This is a genomic window from Ectobacillus funiculus, assembly GCF_004138295.1.
Classification (GTDB): Bacteria; Bacillota; Bacilli; order Bacillales; family Bacillaceae_G; genus Ectobacillus; species Ectobacillus funiculus.
Window position 1 is genome coordinate 133,778 of record NZ_SCFM01000004.1, and the last position, 15,509, is coordinate 149,286.

Here is a 15,509-nt window from a genome sequence, read left to right on the forward strand (position 1 = left end):
AGAAGTGGTCATTCTAACATAAAAAGGGGGTTGCTATCTTGAAACATAAAACAGATAAAATAGATGAAACAAGCGCAGGGTTAAACCAGATTATTGAAATTATTAATGCTAAAGGAGATGAAGGTGAACTTAAAGAGATTATTAGCAATACAAAAATAATATCCCATGAGGAAAAAGACAAAACTCTCAAATAACTAAAGGGGCGGTTGGCGGCACTATGAGCTTTTTGTCAACAACTGCCTTATTTGTTTCCGGGTAACCTCATTGACCTCCTTTCAATCTCTCGTATCCCTTCAAGCAAAGTAAACAATGGAAATGTCAAAATAAACTATAGAGAAAAAAAGAAAGTTTATAACCAGTGAAGATATCTCGCTTAAATGCAGGAGGATTTTTATGAAAGATAATACTATAGATACAGTAAGTCCAGAAATGAAACAGCAAATTGAACATACAATCCATGGCTTGACATTCACAAAAAACTTCCGGTCTGCCACAGCAGAAGAATGGTATGTTTTTCTTCCCGGATTTCAAGATTATCGAACAGGAGGAGCCGCGGGAAAAGCGATTATTCACTATAATCTTTATGGCAATCGAGATGTGTTTATCAATACAACTGTTATCCTAGATGATCCCGCCTTACATAATACAACTCTCCACCCTCTTGTTTATGCCATTGCAGATGAACTGGTCAATCGCTTAGTTGGATATGCCGACACTCTCCTCTCCGTTCATGCTGGTGAAAACTCATTTGAGGCTGCATATAGACAATAGAGAAATCCCCCTTACATGGAATTAAAAAGGCATAATCACCTCAACAAATGAGGAGTTATGCCTTTTTTGGCAATATTTTAAACAGGATAGGTCTCTAAATACAGCTTAGTCACTTTACCATCTGTTTCTAAATAACCATTATTCAACTCAATTCGTTGTTCTCCTTCTTGCCCTACAAATGCTTCTATACGATCTTCAACTGTATTATTACCCGAAAACATATTAGCGATGCGGATGATTGTTTCAACAGTTTCAGCATCCTTTTGGTCAGTTGTTAATTCAAGAAATACTGTATTACCATTTATACCCAACATACCTGTTATTCCTTTATCGTTTTTAAAGGAAATTCCATTCTCTTTAAAGCTTATATCGAATTTCAATTCTTCCAGCAACATAATTAAATCTTTACTCACCTGAACTAAATTGGTGTTTACTTGATCCAGTGTTTCTACATTTTGTCCTATAGCATCTTTTATTTCCTTAACAGAAGCAGTCAACTCATCACTTATGTTAGATACTTTTTCAATTGATTCATCAGAACAACCTGTACTCACAATAAGTATAGATCCAGAAAGGAAAAAAACCAAAAAGACTTTACGCATGGATCTTATATTGTTTTTTAGAGACATCATTTTCTCTCCTTATCGTTTACATCTATTTGAGACGATTCTTAGCCACATTCTTCACTATATTATTTTTTAAAACTTGAAGCTGTTCACAAATGGATAGATCTACAAACATATATATAATCAACAACTTTTTTATCTAGGAGGCAGATATGTCAAGTTCACGTTATCCAGGTGCAAAGCCATCCCTCATTGTACGCAAATTGCATCCAGAGAATCAAGAAACACCGATACATTTTATTACTGGAGATGAAATCGATCATAAAATGTTCTATAGGAGAAATCATTTCTCTTATCCAACACTTACTTATTCAAACTATTGGCTGCCCATAAACGGCTCGGTTGTATCACCGAGAATATTTTCCGCGCAAGACATCCTTAAGTTACCTTCAAGAACAATCACAGCTGTCCTAGAATGTGCTGGAAATAAGCGTAGTTTCTTCGAGCCAAAGGTATTTGGTGAACAATGGGAAAATGGTGGTATTAGTCAAGGACGATGGAAAGGGGTTCCCCTAAGGACCCTTCTTGAATTAACAGGAATACAAGCAGGTGCAACAGAAGTTGTAGTGGAAGGTTATGATTATGGCAAGAGAACTGACCTAGATAACATCTATACTTACGCCAGGAGCCTGCCTTTGGAAAAAGCTCTTCACCCTGATACCATAATTGCTTATGCATATAACGATCAACCTATTCCTTTTAAGCATGGTTACCCGTTAAGATTAATTGTTCCACAATGGTATGGAATGGCCTCCGTAAAATGGATTAAGCAAGTTAGTATCGTTGATTCCCCATTTAAAGGGCCGTTTCAGTCGATTGATTACATGTATTATCCAAACAAAGAGAATGATGATAATTCTTTCCCTGTCACAACAATAAATGTGAATTCTACTATACAGCGACCTCTAAACATGGAAGTTCTCGACACTGGCAAGCATATCATTAAAGGTATTGCTTGGACAGGTAAGGGAGTTATTTCAAAGGTTGAGATTAGTACGGATTTCGGAAAAACTTGGTTATATGCAAATATTATGAATCAAGATCAGGAACGCTATAGATGGTTTTCCTGGTCATACGAATGGGTTGTATTGGAAAAAGGGGATTATACAATTATGGTCAAAGCAACCGATTCGCATAATCAAAGCCAACCTACCAGCCCATTCTGGAATAGAAAAGGATATGGTTATAATGCTATAACTAAAATTAAAGTTAAGATTGAATAATCGCCTAGAAAACTCCTTTTGTATATGTAAACAAAGGGAGTTTTCTTGGTATTCCTATTTATCAAAAGTGGCGGGTCCTTCGGAAAGAGATAAATCCCCTTTTTACATAATAAAAATATCCTATACGTGCGAGAAGTCCCCATTGTTCTTCACAATATACATACGCTTCGCTGTTTGAGACGATTTTAATCTTAGCTCAGCTTCCTGCTCCAATTTTTAAAGTTTACCAATTATTTTTTGTGCGATAAAATAATTTGTATTAAGGAAACATTTTAGGTTTAGCGCATATAATACAAAAGTCTAAGATCAAACATACAAATTTTTTTGTCCTTATTTTTTACCCAGGGCAAAAAAATTTTATAAGGGAAAATCGAATATGTAAAGAGGAGGAGTGCCCGGGTGATTATTCAATCAAAAGCAAATAAAAAAAGATGGTTATTTCCATCTCTCATTGTTTTAATGCGTGTTCTCTTCGGAGTTGGTTGGCTATTAGCTGGAGTAACCAAAATTTCCGAAAAATTATGGTTTAAAGAGCCAGGTATATTTCTGAATGAATATTTAGTCAGTTCCTTAGGGAAATCAAATGTCCCATTGTTTTATAAGGTTTTCATTCAAAACGTGGCATTAAAATACGTAATGATCTTAAACTATGTTATCCCTATCGTTCAAATTATTCTTGGTGTACTTATTATAATAGGCTTACTTACTATACCATCAATCTTAATCTGTCTTTCCATGCACATTAACTTTATACTTTCTGGCAATATGAACTTAATAAGTCTTGTTCTTTATACAAGTGCATTTACTTTAATTATTTTTAGAACAAGTATTTATCATTTAAGTTTAGATAAGTATTTTCATTTGGATATTCTGTTTACTGCGAAAATATCTGTGTTATCTAAAAAGGAAAAAATACTCAGTAACACTTAGCTTATTGCCATTAGTGAAATATATCTATTAACATTACAACAATCCAACATAGCAATCCAAAAATATTAAATAGTATAAACAAATATAACAAGATTCTACTAACCTTCAATATCTCTACTCCTTTACTTATTGATATTAGCGGTTATTTCTAATAATTATATTCTAGAATAACCTTAACATTCTACCTAAGTATCTAATAAAAAGCCGTCACTTCAAAATTTGTGACGGCCTTTTATTTATACTATTACAACAAATAGGGTTAGATTCGACAAATCTAGATTTCAGTAGTGTTGTATCATCCAGAAGCCTTACATTTTACTAAACTTATGCACAAAAACGTAAAAAATGCTAACCATTAAAGTTGGACATGCATATACTACCAATGTAACAAAGAAACTTAATAGAGAGGTGAATATGATGGGATATGGATATGAGAAACACGATGACGAATGCAAAAAATGCTATGACTATTCTTACGAAAAGTACTACATGAAGAAATGTTATTGCAAATGTTGTTACGAACCTTATTACCCAAAAGATGATAGTTATAAATCAGGCTACGACCATAAATCTGATTATGGCTATGATTATAAATCAAGCTACGACCATAAATCTGATTATGGCTATGATTATAAATCAGGCTACGACCATAAATCTGGTTATGGCTATGATTATAAGAAAGACTACGATCATAAATCTGATTATAACTGTGGTTGTAAAAAGCGCTACTACTAATCCAATCTGAGTGGGCTGGTGAACATGATAGTTTTGATTAAAACCAAAACTATCATGTTTTACTTTTTATTGATGAATTCAATTATATTTTCATTTTCAAAAGGTATTAGTCAAGATTAAGAGTTTGAAATAATAAATGCGAATACGGATGCTGGAATTGTTGAAAATCCCACTCCAGCTGAGTCAAAGTTTCCACGAGCTCCCCTTGATACATAACAGAAATCCGGTCACATAATTGTTGTGCGGATTGCAAATCATGCGTTATGAACAAATAGGCGATTTGCTTTTCTTTTTGAATGCGTTTTAACATCTGAATGATAGATGCTTGAGATGGCTGATCTAGGCTGGCGATGGATTCATCAAAGATAATGAGTTCTGGCTGCACAGCTAGGGCCTTGGCAATACACACCCGCTGTTTTTGACCTCCACTTAATTGATGTGGATACCTAGATAAAAAGGAACGATCAAGCTCCACTAATTTCAGAAGTTCCACACATAATTCTTTGCGATTATTTTCTTCTGGAAAATAATTGCGAAGCGGTTCTTCTAGAATCTCACTTACGCACATTTTGGGATATAGCGAGGCGGATGAATCCTGCAGCACGAGTTGCATTCGTTTGTAAAGTTGACGTTTCTTTATTTGCTTCCCATTAACGGCTTGTCCACTCAGTAGAATTTGACCTGATGTTATGGATTCCAAGTTCATGATAAGTTTGGCTAGCGTGCTTTTCCCGCTTCCGCTCTCCCCCACTAATCCTAGACTTTCCCCTTTTTCCACTGTTAGGTCCACCTGTCGGACAGCTTGTAGAGTCGGACATTGCTGGAACCACAATCGTCTTGGTCCTATTGGATATTCTTTTGTGACATGACGTAATTCAAGCAGTGTCATCTAATAATCGCACCTCGATCCATCTGGATAACGCGATCAGCAAGCCTCTTTACACTTTGTTGATCGTGAGAGATAAGCAAAACTGCCAACCCAAAATCATGTTGCAATTTCTTCAGTAAGGATAAAACCCTTTCGCGATTGATCACATCCAGAGCAGTTGTCGGCTCATCAGCAATGAGTATCTTCGGCTGTAAGCTTACCATCATTGCCAATAAAACTCGTTGACGCATACCTCCGCTTAATTGAAAGGGGTAAGAAGCTAAAATAGATTCTGGATCTGTAAATCCAACTTGTTGTAACAGTGAACATAAATACATGTCTAACTCTTTTTTGCTAGTGCTCTGTTTCCGTTGTAAGACTGTTTCCACCATCTGTTTTCTGACCGTACGAATCGGATTTAACCCATTTAAAGAGTGTTGGATTAGCAGAGCAATCTCTTCACGCCGAAGCTGCTGCCAATCATGAATATTATAAGTAAGAATATCTCTATCTTGATAAAAAACCTGACCATTTGTCACCCTCGATCCCGCTTCCAATAACCCAACAATAGCATGTGCCGTCAAACTTTTCCCGCATCCGCTGGGACCAGTAAGAGCGACTATCTCTCCCGGACATACTTGAAACGATACATCTTGGACAATTGGTCTCCACTTGCCATCATGCTGACAAGAAATTTCTAACTGTTCAATGCGTAACAGAGAATTAGCAAATGTTGTCACTTCACACCTCTTTTGGAATGGCTGAACTCGCTTTTTGATACGGTTCACTGATTAATTGGCAACACAAAACAAAAAACAAAATGGCCAGACCTGGAAAAATCATTACATGAGGAGCCAATTGAAAATATGCCGTAGCATCACGCAACATCACACCCCATTCTGGCGTCGGCGGCTGAGGGCCTAATCCTAAAAAGGAAAGTCCTGCAATCAACAGGACAATCCTGCCCATATCCAATGCCCCAAAAATGACGACAGGCGAACCAATTTGCGGGAAAATATAACGCCGCATGATACGCATGCGTGAATTCCCTGACATCTGAGCTGACAGGATATACTCCTCTTGGCAAATATTTAGAACAAGACTGCGAATGAACCGAACATAATTAGCCCACCGAACAATAGTGATGGCTAGAATTAAATGAAACAGACCTGGTCCTAATATACCGACAATCGCGATAGTCAATACAATATCAGGAATAGCCAGTGTGCTATCGACCATCCGCATAAAAAAATAATCAGTACGTCCGCGTAAGTATCCCGTTAATAGCCCGATAGGAAAACTAATTAGCAAAGTTAACAGCATAATCAAAAACGAGGAGGTCACGCTGATTCTGATTCCGTACAGGATCCTTGATAATATGCAACGTCCCAAGTGATCTGTGCCGAACGGATAGATCCAAGTGGGCGGTGATAATCTATTAAAAAGATTAACTGTTAAAGGATCGTGAGGCGCAATAAGTGGAGCAAAAACACCCAATAACATAATCAATATAAGCAATCCAACCCCTGCTAGCAAACTTCTATTAGTGGTAAATAAAATCTTTTTCATGAAATGGACCTCCTATCAAATCCGTAGACGCGGGTCTATAAGTACAGAAATAAAATCAACAAGAATGTGGATAATCACAAACAAAAAAGAGGATAAAATGACATAGCCTTGAATGATAGGATAATCCCGAAGCTGAATTGCTTTCATAATGTATTTACCCAAACCCGGCCAGGAAAAGATTGACTCAACAATGATACTTCCGCCCAACATAAACGCAAAGCTCGTTCCTAGCATCGTCACAATAGGCAGGACGGCATGCCGAAAAACTTGAAATAATAAAATCCGGCTGTTTGATAGTCCTCTTGCCTTCGCTGCTTTTACAAAACTTTGATTCATCATCTCCAACATACTGGATCGTAATATACGGGCGTAAACAGTACCCATTCCTAATCCAAGTGTCAAGGCCGGTAAAACAAGATGCTTCCAAGAACCACGCCCCATTGGGGGCAACCATCCATACCGGACAGAAAAAACATAAATACATAAAAATCCAAGCCAGAAGGAAGGAATGGAAGAGCCTAAAAGAGCTATGACTCTCCCCATTCGATCCAGCCAGCCAGTAGAATAAATAGCAGTGGAGATCCCTATAATTAAGGTAACTGACATCATCACCAGCAATCCAGCAGCAGCCAGTTCAATAGTTGCCGGTAACCGTTTAAGCAGCTCCTCTAATACAGGTTCCTTAGAAACATAGGAGATTCCCCACTGCCACGTAAAAATATCCATAATCCACTGTACGTATTGGCTCCCTAGCGACTCCGTTAATCCCAACTCTTTGCGTACCGCACTTAATGCTTCTTCAGACGCAGGAATGTCATTCTTTGTGAGCAAGATATAGGCGGGGTCGCCCGGAGCTAACCTCAACAGCAGAAAAGTAAAGGTAGCGGTGAACAATATCACAAATAACAATTGCGCAATATGTTTTATCCAGAAGCGTACCATTCAGTTTCTCACTTCTTCACATCAACTTGTGCGTTATTATAGTAATACTCAATTGGAAGAGGAGTAAAGCCTTTGACTCCACTTCTAACAGCAAAAATCGTCTTAGGATGAACGATAAACGATTGTGGGAAATCCTGATTAATCTGTTCTTGAATTTCTACAGCCAATCCGTTACGTTTTGTAGCATCACTTGTTTGATTCAGTTGATCAATCATGCTGTCTAGGGCAGGTGAGACATAGTGGCTCACATTCGACTCACTAGTAGAACGATAGAAAATGTTTAAGAAATATTGTGGATCGCCCGTGTGTGCCGTCAACATGCTGTACATGGATAAATCCCAATCTTCATTAGCTAAGACTTCGTCGATATTCTCCACTTGGCGAAGCTTTACTTGTATGCCCGCCTTTAGCAATTCATTTTGAATGATCTCTGCCATGACGGATAGCTCTGGTCGTTGCGGAAAAGTTAACATCTTTACTTCAAATGGTTTCCCTTGTTTTTCCCATATGCCCTTTGCATTTTTCTCCCAACCGCCTTGCTTCATCAATTGGTCGATTGTTTGCGTTTCTTTGACTTTTTCCACCTTACCGAATGGCAAGACTTCGGCAAACGGGCTTTTCGCCTCCGTTCCTTCTCCCTTCATAACCGAGCTGACAATAGCTTTGCGCGGGATGGACATATCGACAACTTTTCGATAAGCCAACTCTTTAAATAAAGGAGACTTCATATTAAACAGCAACATGTGCGTCCGCAGAGACGGAGCGGTTAAAACTTCGATGTTTTTATCCTTCTTCAATAATTCGGTAGAATCAACTGGAATATCCGTTGCAGCATCAACATCTCCAGATTGCAGAGCCATTAATCTTGTATTTCCATCGGCAATATATTTGATTGTCACTTTTGATAAGCGCGCTTTTTCTCCCCAATAATCCTCATATCGCTCTACAACAAGCGACTCGTCTTTATTGAATTTCTTGATTTTGAAAGCACCTGTAAGAGCAGGATAGCTGAGCTTATTTTCGATTGTTTCTGTATCAACAATGATAGTAGAAGGATCAGCCAAGTGTGGGATCAAGGCTGCATTTGGCTGATCGGTCACGATTTTCAGTTGATTTGGAGCCAATACTTCTATTGATTTCACTTGCAATAAATCCTTTGCTTTTTGGTCTTTTTCTATTGAGCGCAGCAAAGAATTTTTCACACTTTCTGCATCCATTTTCTTCCCGTTGTGAAAGCGTACATTTTCCTGTAGGGTAAATACCCATGTCGTTTCATTTTCTTGCTTCCACTCTTTTGCTAACCAAGGCTTTGGCTCCAGTTGTTCATTTAATTTTACTAAAGTTTCACCCACACCAGAGCGCATGATCTCCCAGCTATCGCTGCCATGTGGATCAAGACTTGCTGGACTCCAGGCGAAAGCCATCGTCAATGTTTTACTAGAAGCTGTATTTGCGGAGGTTTCTTTTTTATCCGTTTTTGTTGCTTCAGGCGATGCAGCACATCCGACTAGTGATAGCGTGAAAACAATGGTAGTCATCCAGATAACCCATGCATGTTTTTTGTTCCTACTTCTTCTCATGTACAATCCTCCATTTGCGATTTTTTACAAATAAAAAAGCATCTCTGCCTATTATAGGAGGTCAGAAATGCTCAGTAAGTTAACATACGAAATAAGACTTATTATGTCTATGTAGTCCAAATGCAGTATTAGTCCAGACATATGGTCATTAGTGCATACTAACCACCTTCCTAGTATCCCGTAGGTCAAACAGTGATGTTAAAATAGGCTGGTCTCCTGACTAAGGGTATATCTTTCAGACCTTCCCAGGCATAACCCAGTAATTTTTCTGAAAATTATCAGCATAATGTGCTGATCCCCAACACAGTGGCGGGTCCGTGTCGGATTGTAACCGACTTCCCATTTAAGCAGATAAAACCTAAAATAGTTGTATCTTGCACCCATTTTCAAAATATGAAATTTTCAAATGAAACTCTATTCAATAGTTCTCTAAAACTGTCTGTAAAAATTTAAATATTTTTAATATTAGTAAACGTAAATACCAGAATTCCTTCCTAATTCTATTGCTTGGGTTTTATCTTGTCAACAAATGTTTGACTAGCTTAGAATGGATTAATTGTAATTATTTTTTTATAATAATTATATTTCAGTAAATGAAATTATTTTTTACATGGTGTAAAATATTATGGTAATTGAAATTATACAATGCTTGAAATCTATAAATCCTTCTTGATAAAGAAACCACGCCGATTGGCGAAGACAGATGCGTAGTTGCACTTGTACTTCGCTCCTAAAATTTCCAGATGCATCAAATCCGTTTCTAGCGGGAAATTTACCTCTTACTAAAGTAAAACAAAAAGAAATACTGCCTCCCTAGATAGGAGATCCAGTATTTCTTTTTGTTTTACTGATTTTTAGAATATATCGTCTAATGAGTAACTTTAAATAATTAAAAGCAAACTGTTTTTTAACCCCTTTATAACTTTCCTCGTACCTCTTATAGTTCATGCACTTTTATTCAGATTAGCACTTATACTTGTTTTTGTTTTATTGCTTCCTGTGTAATTAAGGATTAAACAAAATAGAGAAAAAGCAGCTAATAATACAAATCCTAAAAAATAACTTCCACTTGCATCCTTTACCAGGCCAAGGACAATAGGAGGAAAAAAGCCTCCAATGCCTCCGATGGCACCTACAATACCTGTTACTGCCCCTGTATTTGCCGAGGAGATTTCAGGAACCATCTTGAAAACAGATCCATTTCCTATCCCTACCATGATAGCAATTATGGCACACCCTACACTAAATAGAATTAAATTTTCTATAGTAAAAGCGATGAAAATACTACATAACAATACACCAGAAAAAACAACGCTTAATAATCTCTTAGCTCCAAATCGATCAGATAAATACCCGCCAACTGGACGGATAAGTGTAGCAAGCACAACAAACCCCGCTGCCCTGATTCCTGCCGCTAAACCTGTAATGTTAAATAATTCAGATAACAAAGTAGGTAAATAACTACTAAAAGTAACAAAGGTTCCAAAAGTTAGAAAATAAAAAATAGATAATAACCATGTTTCTTTAAACTTTAATACAGACAAAGATTCCTTTAATGTCTTCGCTCCACCCGAAATCTGTATATCTTTTGTTCCAAACCAAAAGATGATAGCCGTAATCCCTGTTACAAATGCCAATCCCCAAAATACCCAAGGAAGACCGTAGGAAGCAAAGATCACAGGAACTAGAAAGTTTGCTACTGCTGATCCTAAATTCCCCATACCTGCAATCCCAAGAATTAGACCTTGTTTTTGTGGAGGATACCATCTGGACACGTATGTAATCGAAATAGCAAATGTTGTTCCTGCCATACCGATAAGAAATGCCCAGAATAATAGCATCTCATAGGAATGAGTAAATCCGGCTCCAATCATGGGTACTATAAGAAATAATAATGTTAGAGCATATATTCTCCTGCCGCCATAGCGATCCGTCAAAATTCCCATGGGAATACGCAACAAAGATCCTAACAAAACTGGGGCAGCTATTAGAATACTCTTTTCTGTTGTACTTAAATGATACATTTGCTGAATTTTTGTGGCGATAGGTGCGAAGACCGACCAAACAGCAAATGAGACTATCATTGCCATTGTAGATAACATTAGTATTGAGGTTCTTCTTTTTTCTTCCATCGTATCAACCTGCCTTGCTTTTATAATGTCATATTTAATAACATAAAATTGATGACTCTCTTATTTTCATGAATGTATCATACTATCAACCTTGTATAATATGTCGTTTGTTGTAATAAAATCTAACATGATTTTTTATTTCGTTCACATTTTCGTCACAAATACCAATCACTAATGTATTTATTTATTCTCGCAGCCGCAAAAAACCACGCTACTTTTTTTGCTAGCGTGGTTTTTTGGTTTAATTCTTCATTTTTAAATCATCCTCATAAGGGTTAGAAACAACATTGCTGTTCTTTTTAAAGTTAACCGGCGGTAAATCCATATGATATTGTTGCTGGTTCCGCTCCCCAGGTGATCCAAGCGGCCTTTTTTGCTGCTGTTTGTCTGTCATCTTATTGCGCCTCCAATTTCCGTGCTTTTGTACAATTATAATGTATTGTCTTCCATCTTATTATTTCATTGAAATTGGGCTTTATTCCTTAAAGACGACCAGAAGCGAACAACTTGTTTTGAAGGAGATTGAAAATGATGATTTTGGTCAAGCTATACATACAGAGCTCATTAATTAAAGTATAGAACCAAGGAAGTGAGAAAAATGGAACGAGTTGATAAAGCTTGCCTTTGTAGTATAACGCAAGAAGAACTGGAGCAACGGCTAGATCAAAACGATTTGCAAATTTGTGAAGCCTGTTTAGAGGATGAAAAGTTCACCTTGTATTTAGACAAATTATTTACTTGATAAGATTTCAGGTGTATATGTAAGGTATCCTCACAAGCACACCTTTTTATCACCAAGAAAGGTAGCATTCCTTGCATAAGCAGTGCTACCTCCCTTCCAACCGTTATCCTTTACTGCTACGCTCCCCGAACATACAGCAAATTCTGTCTGTTTCCTTTATTCTTCCGTCTTTTTCTTTTCATTCTCATAATACTTTTCAAATTCAATGGCTTTTGTTATCTCATCTGCTAAAAATATAAAAAACAAATCTGGGATAGAGCTTGGTTCCCTCACTTGATGTTCAAGCAGCTCGTATTCCTGCTGCGTGTAGAGTTGTCTTTCCGTATTTTGAAGAACTTTAGAATAATATAGATTTCTAGTTGCTGTATCTAATAAAGATCGATGTGATAAGGAGTGGCTTTTAGAAAAACGTAAAATTTTAAAATCAACTAATGTGATGAGGTCTTCCTCCTGCATCCTGAGTAATTTCCCCATAGTGGATAATTTAGAGGGAATCCAAATAGACTGACATTCCCAATGTAGTTCTATCGATAATCCATCCCTTGGATATATATGAGTGGATTGCAGCTGCTGTTGGCCCTTAGAACGGAAATTTTTCGAAATGTAGACAATGTGATGAGGAAATGTTTGAAGATATCGAAATATTTCTTCACATCTATGCGGGCGGTCTTGATTATAAATTGGGTAATTCATTGATTGCACCCCCGTTTTCATTTCTTGTGGTTATACATATATGCAGGAGAGCAAAATCAAATGATAAAGAAAACTCGCTGACTGGCGAGCCCCGTTCTTGGGCGAAGACAGAGGCGCGGTTCCCCTTAACACTTCTTAATACATCAAATCAACTTCTCGTCAGAAATTTATACCCTTAAAGTGAAATCCCTTGATTGAAGCTGCTATATTCCCTAATTTATGTACCATTAAAAACAAAAATGAATTACAGAAGTTTAAGTAAGTAAGGAGGAGAATAGATGAGTTATATAGTAAAAGTAATAATACGACAACAAGGAGGGGTGAAAATATGGATCTAAGCCAAGGCATTGTACTATTAGTGACACATTCATTTGAAGTGAATCACACCGACCAAACCAATCAAGCAGAAAAAGTAGTATTGAAAAGGGGCGAAATATACCCTCTTTTGCATTCAAGCGTAAACCTACTTAGTAATAGTGATGGTTCCTACACGGGGATTCCTGCTTACCTTATCAATTACAAAAAAAATAAAACCTATATTCCGATTTATATTGAAGCGTGTGCAGAAATAAAAATTATTAACCAAAATGAGTTTGATATAGACAAATATTTTACACTTCTAAACAGTTCAAGCTCTGATACTTCAAGTTATAGAAAGTTTGACACAGTTGAAAATGCATATGACGTTGTACCTGCAACATCTGTTGCTGGTCAAGGGCTTACCTTTGATGGGAAGACAGTTAGAGCATCTGCAAATTTCTTACGTGTTAAGTCAGCTTCCCTTTTCCCTCTCAACACTCCTATAGTAATGACAGATGGTACTTGGACTACAAGTACGCATGCTATCAATATATCCTTTTCCCTTTACGTGCTAAACAGCAGCGAAATCCGTATTTTATTTGAAGCAACTGGTTCCCATGAGGATTGGGAGAACAACGCTTTATATGATGATTACATAGAAAAAATGAAGGAAACCATAGAAGAGTATCCATATTTAATAATGGATTACTTTCAAAATGATGTATCGCAAACACGCTTTGTATTCTCTTATCGATACAAGACAAAAACAAAGGATGAACCTTTAGAATATGCTATAAATTGGGGATACGATATCATTAGTGATATTCAACAGTTTACGGATAAGCGAATTATGTTTCTATTACAAGAACAGGAATAGTTGTTTTTTGTTTCATTTTTAACCTTAATCTTTTCGGGTGCAATAAACTAACACACAAAGGAGTTCGGATTGATGTTCCTATCCGAACTCCTTTTAAGTCTATATACTACTTGAATCCTCATTAGGTATATGAAGACATATTAATGTTCTAGTTCTTGAATTGCTCCAGCTACACTATAGTGATTAAGTTCGATTTCTATTGATTGACCAAGAGCAAGCTTTGCAAGTTCGGAACCTAGGTAAGGTCCAACTGTTAATCCTGAAGCCCCAAGCCCGTTAGCTACCAACACTCCCTCATAACCCGGTAAAGCACCAATCACCGGGAGAAATCCTGGTGTAAACGGCCTAAACCCTACCCTTGTCTCAAGTACCGTACCATTTGACAAATCTGGAGCAACGGACAATGCTTTATGAAAAACTTCATACAGTCCGCCTGCTGTCACTCGGTAATCCATTCCGGTTTCATTTTCATGTGTGGCCCCTATAACGATTCGCCCGTCCTCGAACGCAAGAATATACTGGTCATTTGGAGGCATAACCACGGGCCATGCGCTAGTATCCATATCTGGTATGTGAAGATGCACAATTTGCGCCTTTTGATAAGTTACTAAAAAATGAATACCTAGCGGCTGCAATAACTCATTTGCCCAAGCACCAGCCGTTACGATAACCTGATCTCCTAATACTATCCTGTCCTCTACTTGAACCCCAATAACTCTGTTATTTTTATGAACTAACTTTGCACTTCCGTAAAGAATGCTGGCTCCATGTTTTCTAGCGGCATTCAAAAGAGACTCACGCAGAGCTCTTCCGTTTACACGGGCTGCACCGCTTATATAAACAGAGCTATATTGTTCAGCTAGAAGCGGAAACAAAGCTTTAGTTTCAGTCGTTGATAGCCTATTAACTTCACCGATTTCCGGCGAATCCTGACGCCGTTTATGTACGCGTTCCTCCATCTTATCCAGCTTCTCATCCTCTGTATGGATACTAATGGCCCCTACTTGTTTATAACCCGTGTCTGTCTCACCATCCCCTTCTAATTGCTGAATTAAAGAAGTATAATATTTCGCTCCATTTTTCGCCAATTGATACCAGGCTTGGTTGCGGCGTTGCGAAAGCCAAGGACAAATAATCCCCGCTGCCGCATCAGTAGCCTGTCCTAAATCTTGACGATCCACTACTATAACACTCGCTCCTGCCTTTGCGAGGTGATATGCAGTAGATGCCCCAAGAATTCCAGCTCCAACTACAATATATGTTTGCATCGAAAACACCTTTTCTCTTTTGATTCTTCAATTATATACCTGATTCACCTTTTGCTCGCAAATAATATTACCTGAAAATTAAAGCAAGAAATTTAAAAACAGGAATACTTTTATATTTTAGAATTTCCGCTATTCGAGTAAACAGGCAAAGAATAACCGTAGCCTTTTTCTTATTTGTCCGCTTGAAGCACGATACATCACTACAACTTTTAGCTTCATTCCCATGATCCATACACAGCTTACTTATTTACAT

17 protein-coding genes, 1 pseudogene and 1 riboswitch are annotated in these 15,509 nt (G+C 37.5%); of the genes and pseudogenes, 7 read left to right on the top strand and 11 right to left on the bottom strand.

Translation table 11 applies throughout. The annotated features are described in order from the left end of the window. Positions 1-38: 38 nt before the first annotated feature. Together EP737_RS25350 and EP737_RS02155 are read left to right on the top strand one after the other, a co-directional pair. Entirely contained in the window at positions 39-194 is a 156-nt protein-coding gene (locus EP737_RS25350) for a hypothetical protein (RefSeq protein ID WP_165350654.1), read from the top strand. 199 nt (positions 195-393) lie between these two features. After that, on the top strand, positions 394-771 hold the full coding sequence (locus EP737_RS02155) for a hypothetical protein (RefSeq protein ID WP_129726277.1): 378 nt from the start codon (positions 394-396) through the stop codon (positions 769-771). Between the two features lie 77 nt (positions 772-848). Here the strand turns inward: EP737_RS02155 and EP737_RS02160 are convergent, their stop codons facing one another. Next, positions 849-1,400: a hypothetical protein gene (locus tag EP737_RS02160; RefSeq protein WP_129726278.1), complete on the bottom strand. Its 552-nt coding sequence runs from the start codon at positions 1,398-1,400 to the stop codon at positions 849-851. 149 nt (positions 1,401-1,549) lie between these two features. Between EP737_RS02160 and EP737_RS02165 the strand changes: the two genes are divergently transcribed. The 3 genes from EP737_RS02165 (at position 1,550) to EP737_RS02175 (ending at position 4,285) form a co-directional block, all read left to right on the top strand. Next, positions 1,550-2,620, top strand: a complete 1,071-nt coding sequence (locus EP737_RS02165; RefSeq protein ID WP_129726279.1) for a sulfite oxidase — start codon at positions 1,550-1,552, stop codon at positions 2,618-2,620. 399 nt (positions 2,621-3,019) lie between these two features. After that, positions 3,020-3,550 (top strand): DoxX family membrane protein, encoded by a 531-nt coding sequence (locus EP737_RS02170; RefSeq protein WP_246040152.1) that lies wholly within the window; start codon positions 3,020-3,022, stop codon positions 3,548-3,550. Between the two features lie 417 nt (positions 3,551-3,967). Continuing rightward, complete coding sequence (locus EP737_RS02175) at positions 3,968-4,285, top strand: hypothetical protein (RefSeq protein WP_205650862.1); 318 nt, start codon at positions 3,968-3,970, stop codon at positions 4,283-4,285. A 106-nt stretch (positions 4,286-4,391) separates the two neighbouring features. Here EP737_RS02175 and EP737_RS02180 read toward each other — a convergent pair whose 3' ends face one another. The 8 genes and pseudogenes from EP737_RS02180 to EP737_RS25355 all read right to left on the bottom strand — a co-directional run bounded on the left by EP737_RS02180 (position 4,392) and on the right by EP737_RS25355 (position 11,770). Next, positions 4,392-5,174, bottom strand: coding sequence for an ABC transporter ATP-binding protein (locus EP737_RS02180; RefSeq protein ID WP_129726281.1), 783 nt, complete (start codon positions 5,172-5,174; stop codon positions 4,392-4,394). Continuing rightward, positions 5,171-5,893, bottom strand: coding sequence for an ATP-binding cassette domain-containing protein (locus tag EP737_RS02185; RefSeq protein WP_129726282.1), 723 nt, complete (start codon positions 5,891-5,893; stop codon positions 5,171-5,173). The genes EP737_RS02180 and EP737_RS02185 overlap by 4 nt, the downstream gene beginning before the upstream one ends. Position 5,894: 1 nt before the next feature. Next, positions 5,895-6,476 (bottom strand): ABC transporter permease, encoded by a 582-nt coding sequence (locus tag EP737_RS02190; RefSeq protein ID WP_246040153.1) that lies wholly within the window; start codon positions 6,474-6,476, stop codon positions 5,895-5,897. 111 nt (positions 6,477-6,587) lie between these two features. Next, a pseudogene (nikC, locus tag EP737_RS26710) lies at positions 6,588-6,722 on the bottom strand (nickel ABC transporter permease subunit NikC); the annotation flags it as partial. A gap of 15 nt (positions 6,723-6,737) precedes the next feature. After that, positions 6,738-7,664: a nickel ABC transporter permease gene (gene nikB / locus EP737_RS02195; RefSeq protein ID WP_129726284.1), complete on the bottom strand. Its 927-nt coding sequence runs from the start codon at positions 7,662-7,664 to the stop codon at positions 6,738-6,740. An 8-nt stretch (positions 7,665-7,672) separates the two neighbouring features. After that, complete coding sequence (locus tag EP737_RS02200) at positions 7,673-9,244, bottom strand: ABC transporter substrate-binding protein (RefSeq protein WP_129726285.1); 1,572 nt, start codon at positions 9,242-9,244, stop codon at positions 7,673-7,675. A gap of 189 nt (positions 9,245-9,433) precedes the next feature. Next, a riboswitch (cobalamin riboswitch) is annotated at positions 9,434-9,643 on the bottom strand. A 545-nt stretch (positions 9,644-10,188) separates the two neighbouring features. Further along, positions 10,189-11,376 carry an MFS transporter gene (locus EP737_RS02205; protein ID WP_129726286.1) on the bottom strand — a complete coding sequence of 396 codons (1,188 nt, stop codon included), beginning with the start codon at positions 11,374-11,376 and terminating at the stop codon, positions 10,189-10,191. A 241-nt stretch (positions 11,377-11,617) separates the two neighbouring features. Then, positions 11,618-11,770, bottom strand: coding sequence for a hypothetical protein (locus EP737_RS25355; protein ID WP_165350672.1), 153 nt, complete (start codon positions 11,768-11,770; stop codon positions 11,618-11,620). Between the two features lie 204 nt (positions 11,771-11,974). On the opposite strand from EP737_RS25355, the gene EP737_RS25360 reads away from it, so the two are divergent. Further along, positions 11,975-12,118 carry a hypothetical protein gene (locus tag EP737_RS25360; RefSeq protein ID WP_165350673.1) on the top strand — a complete coding sequence of 48 codons (144 nt, stop codon included), beginning with the start codon at positions 11,975-11,977 and terminating at the stop codon, positions 12,116-12,118. Between the two features lie 156 nt (positions 12,119-12,274). Here the strand turns inward: EP737_RS25360 and EP737_RS02210 are convergent, their stop codons facing one another. Then, the gene (locus tag EP737_RS02210; protein ID WP_129726287.1) at positions 12,275-12,811 is read right to left on the bottom strand and encodes a hypothetical protein; all 537 of its coding nucleotides are present in this window, start codon (positions 12,809-12,811) and stop codon (positions 12,275-12,277) included. Positions 12,812-13,139: 328 nt separating this feature from the next. Here EP737_RS02210 and EP737_RS02215 point away from each other — a divergent pair, with 328 nt between their 5' ends. Then, positions 13,140-13,988 carry a hypothetical protein gene (locus EP737_RS02215; protein WP_129726288.1) on the top strand — a complete coding sequence of 283 codons (849 nt, stop codon included), beginning with the start codon at positions 13,140-13,142 and terminating at the stop codon, positions 13,986-13,988. Between the two features lie 140 nt (positions 13,989-14,128). On the opposite strand, the gene EP737_RS02220 is transcribed toward EP737_RS02215, so the two are convergent. Beyond that, complete coding sequence (locus EP737_RS02220; protein ID WP_129726289.1) at positions 14,129-15,256, bottom strand: NAD(P)/FAD-dependent oxidoreductase; 1,128 nt, start codon at positions 15,254-15,256, stop codon at positions 14,129-14,131. Between the last annotated feature and the right edge of the window lie 253 nt (positions 15,257-15,509).

Coding starts and splice junctions, on each gene's coding strand:
- EP737_RS02155 (WP_129726277.1), top strand. CDS start 394: ATGAAAGATAATACTATAGATACAGTAAGTCCAGAAATGAAACAGCAA.
- EP737_RS02160 (WP_129726278.1), bottom strand. CDS start 1,400: ATGTCTCTAAAAAACAATATAAGATCCATGCGTAAAGTCTTTTTGGTT.
- EP737_RS02165 (WP_129726279.1), top strand. CDS start 1,550: ATGTCAAGTTCACGTTATCCAGGTGCAAAGCCATCCCTCATTGTACGC.
- EP737_RS02175 (WP_205650862.1), top strand. CDS start 3,968: ATGGGATATGGATATGAGAAACACGATGACGAATGCAAAAAATGCTAT.
- EP737_RS02180 (WP_129726281.1), bottom strand. CDS start 5,174: ATGACACTGCTTGAATTACGTCATGTCACAAAAGAATATCCAATAGGA.
- EP737_RS02190 (WP_246040153.1), bottom strand. CDS start 6,476: ATGCTGTTAACTTTGCTAATTAGTTTTCCTATCGGGCTATTAACGGGA.
- nikB (WP_129726284.1), bottom strand. CDS start 7,664: ATGGTACGCTTCTGGATAAAACATATTGCGCAATTGTTATTTGTGATA.
- EP737_RS02200 (WP_129726285.1), bottom strand. CDS start 9,244: ATGAGAAGAAGTAGGAACAAAAAACATGCATGGGTTATCTGGATGACT.
- EP737_RS02205 (WP_129726286.1), bottom strand. CDS start 11,376: ATGGAAGAAAAAAGAAGAACCTCAATACTAATGTTATCTACAATGGCA.
- EP737_RS25355 (WP_165350672.1), bottom strand. CDS start 11,770: ATGACAGACAAACAGCAGCAAAAAAGGCCGCTTGGATCACCTGGGGAG.
- EP737_RS25360 (WP_165350673.1), top strand. CDS start 11,975: ATGGAACGAGTTGATAAAGCTTGCCTTTGTAGTATAACGCAAGAAGAA.
- EP737_RS02210 (WP_129726287.1), bottom strand. CDS start 12,811: ATGAATTACCCAATTTATAATCAAGACCGCCCGCATAGATGTGAAGAA.
- EP737_RS02215 (WP_129726288.1), top strand. CDS start 13,140: ATGGATCTAAGCCAAGGCATTGTACTATTAGTGACACATTCATTTGAA.
- EP737_RS02220 (WP_129726289.1), bottom strand. CDS start 15,256: ATGCAAACATATATTGTAGTTGGAGCTGGAATTCTTGGGGCATCTACT.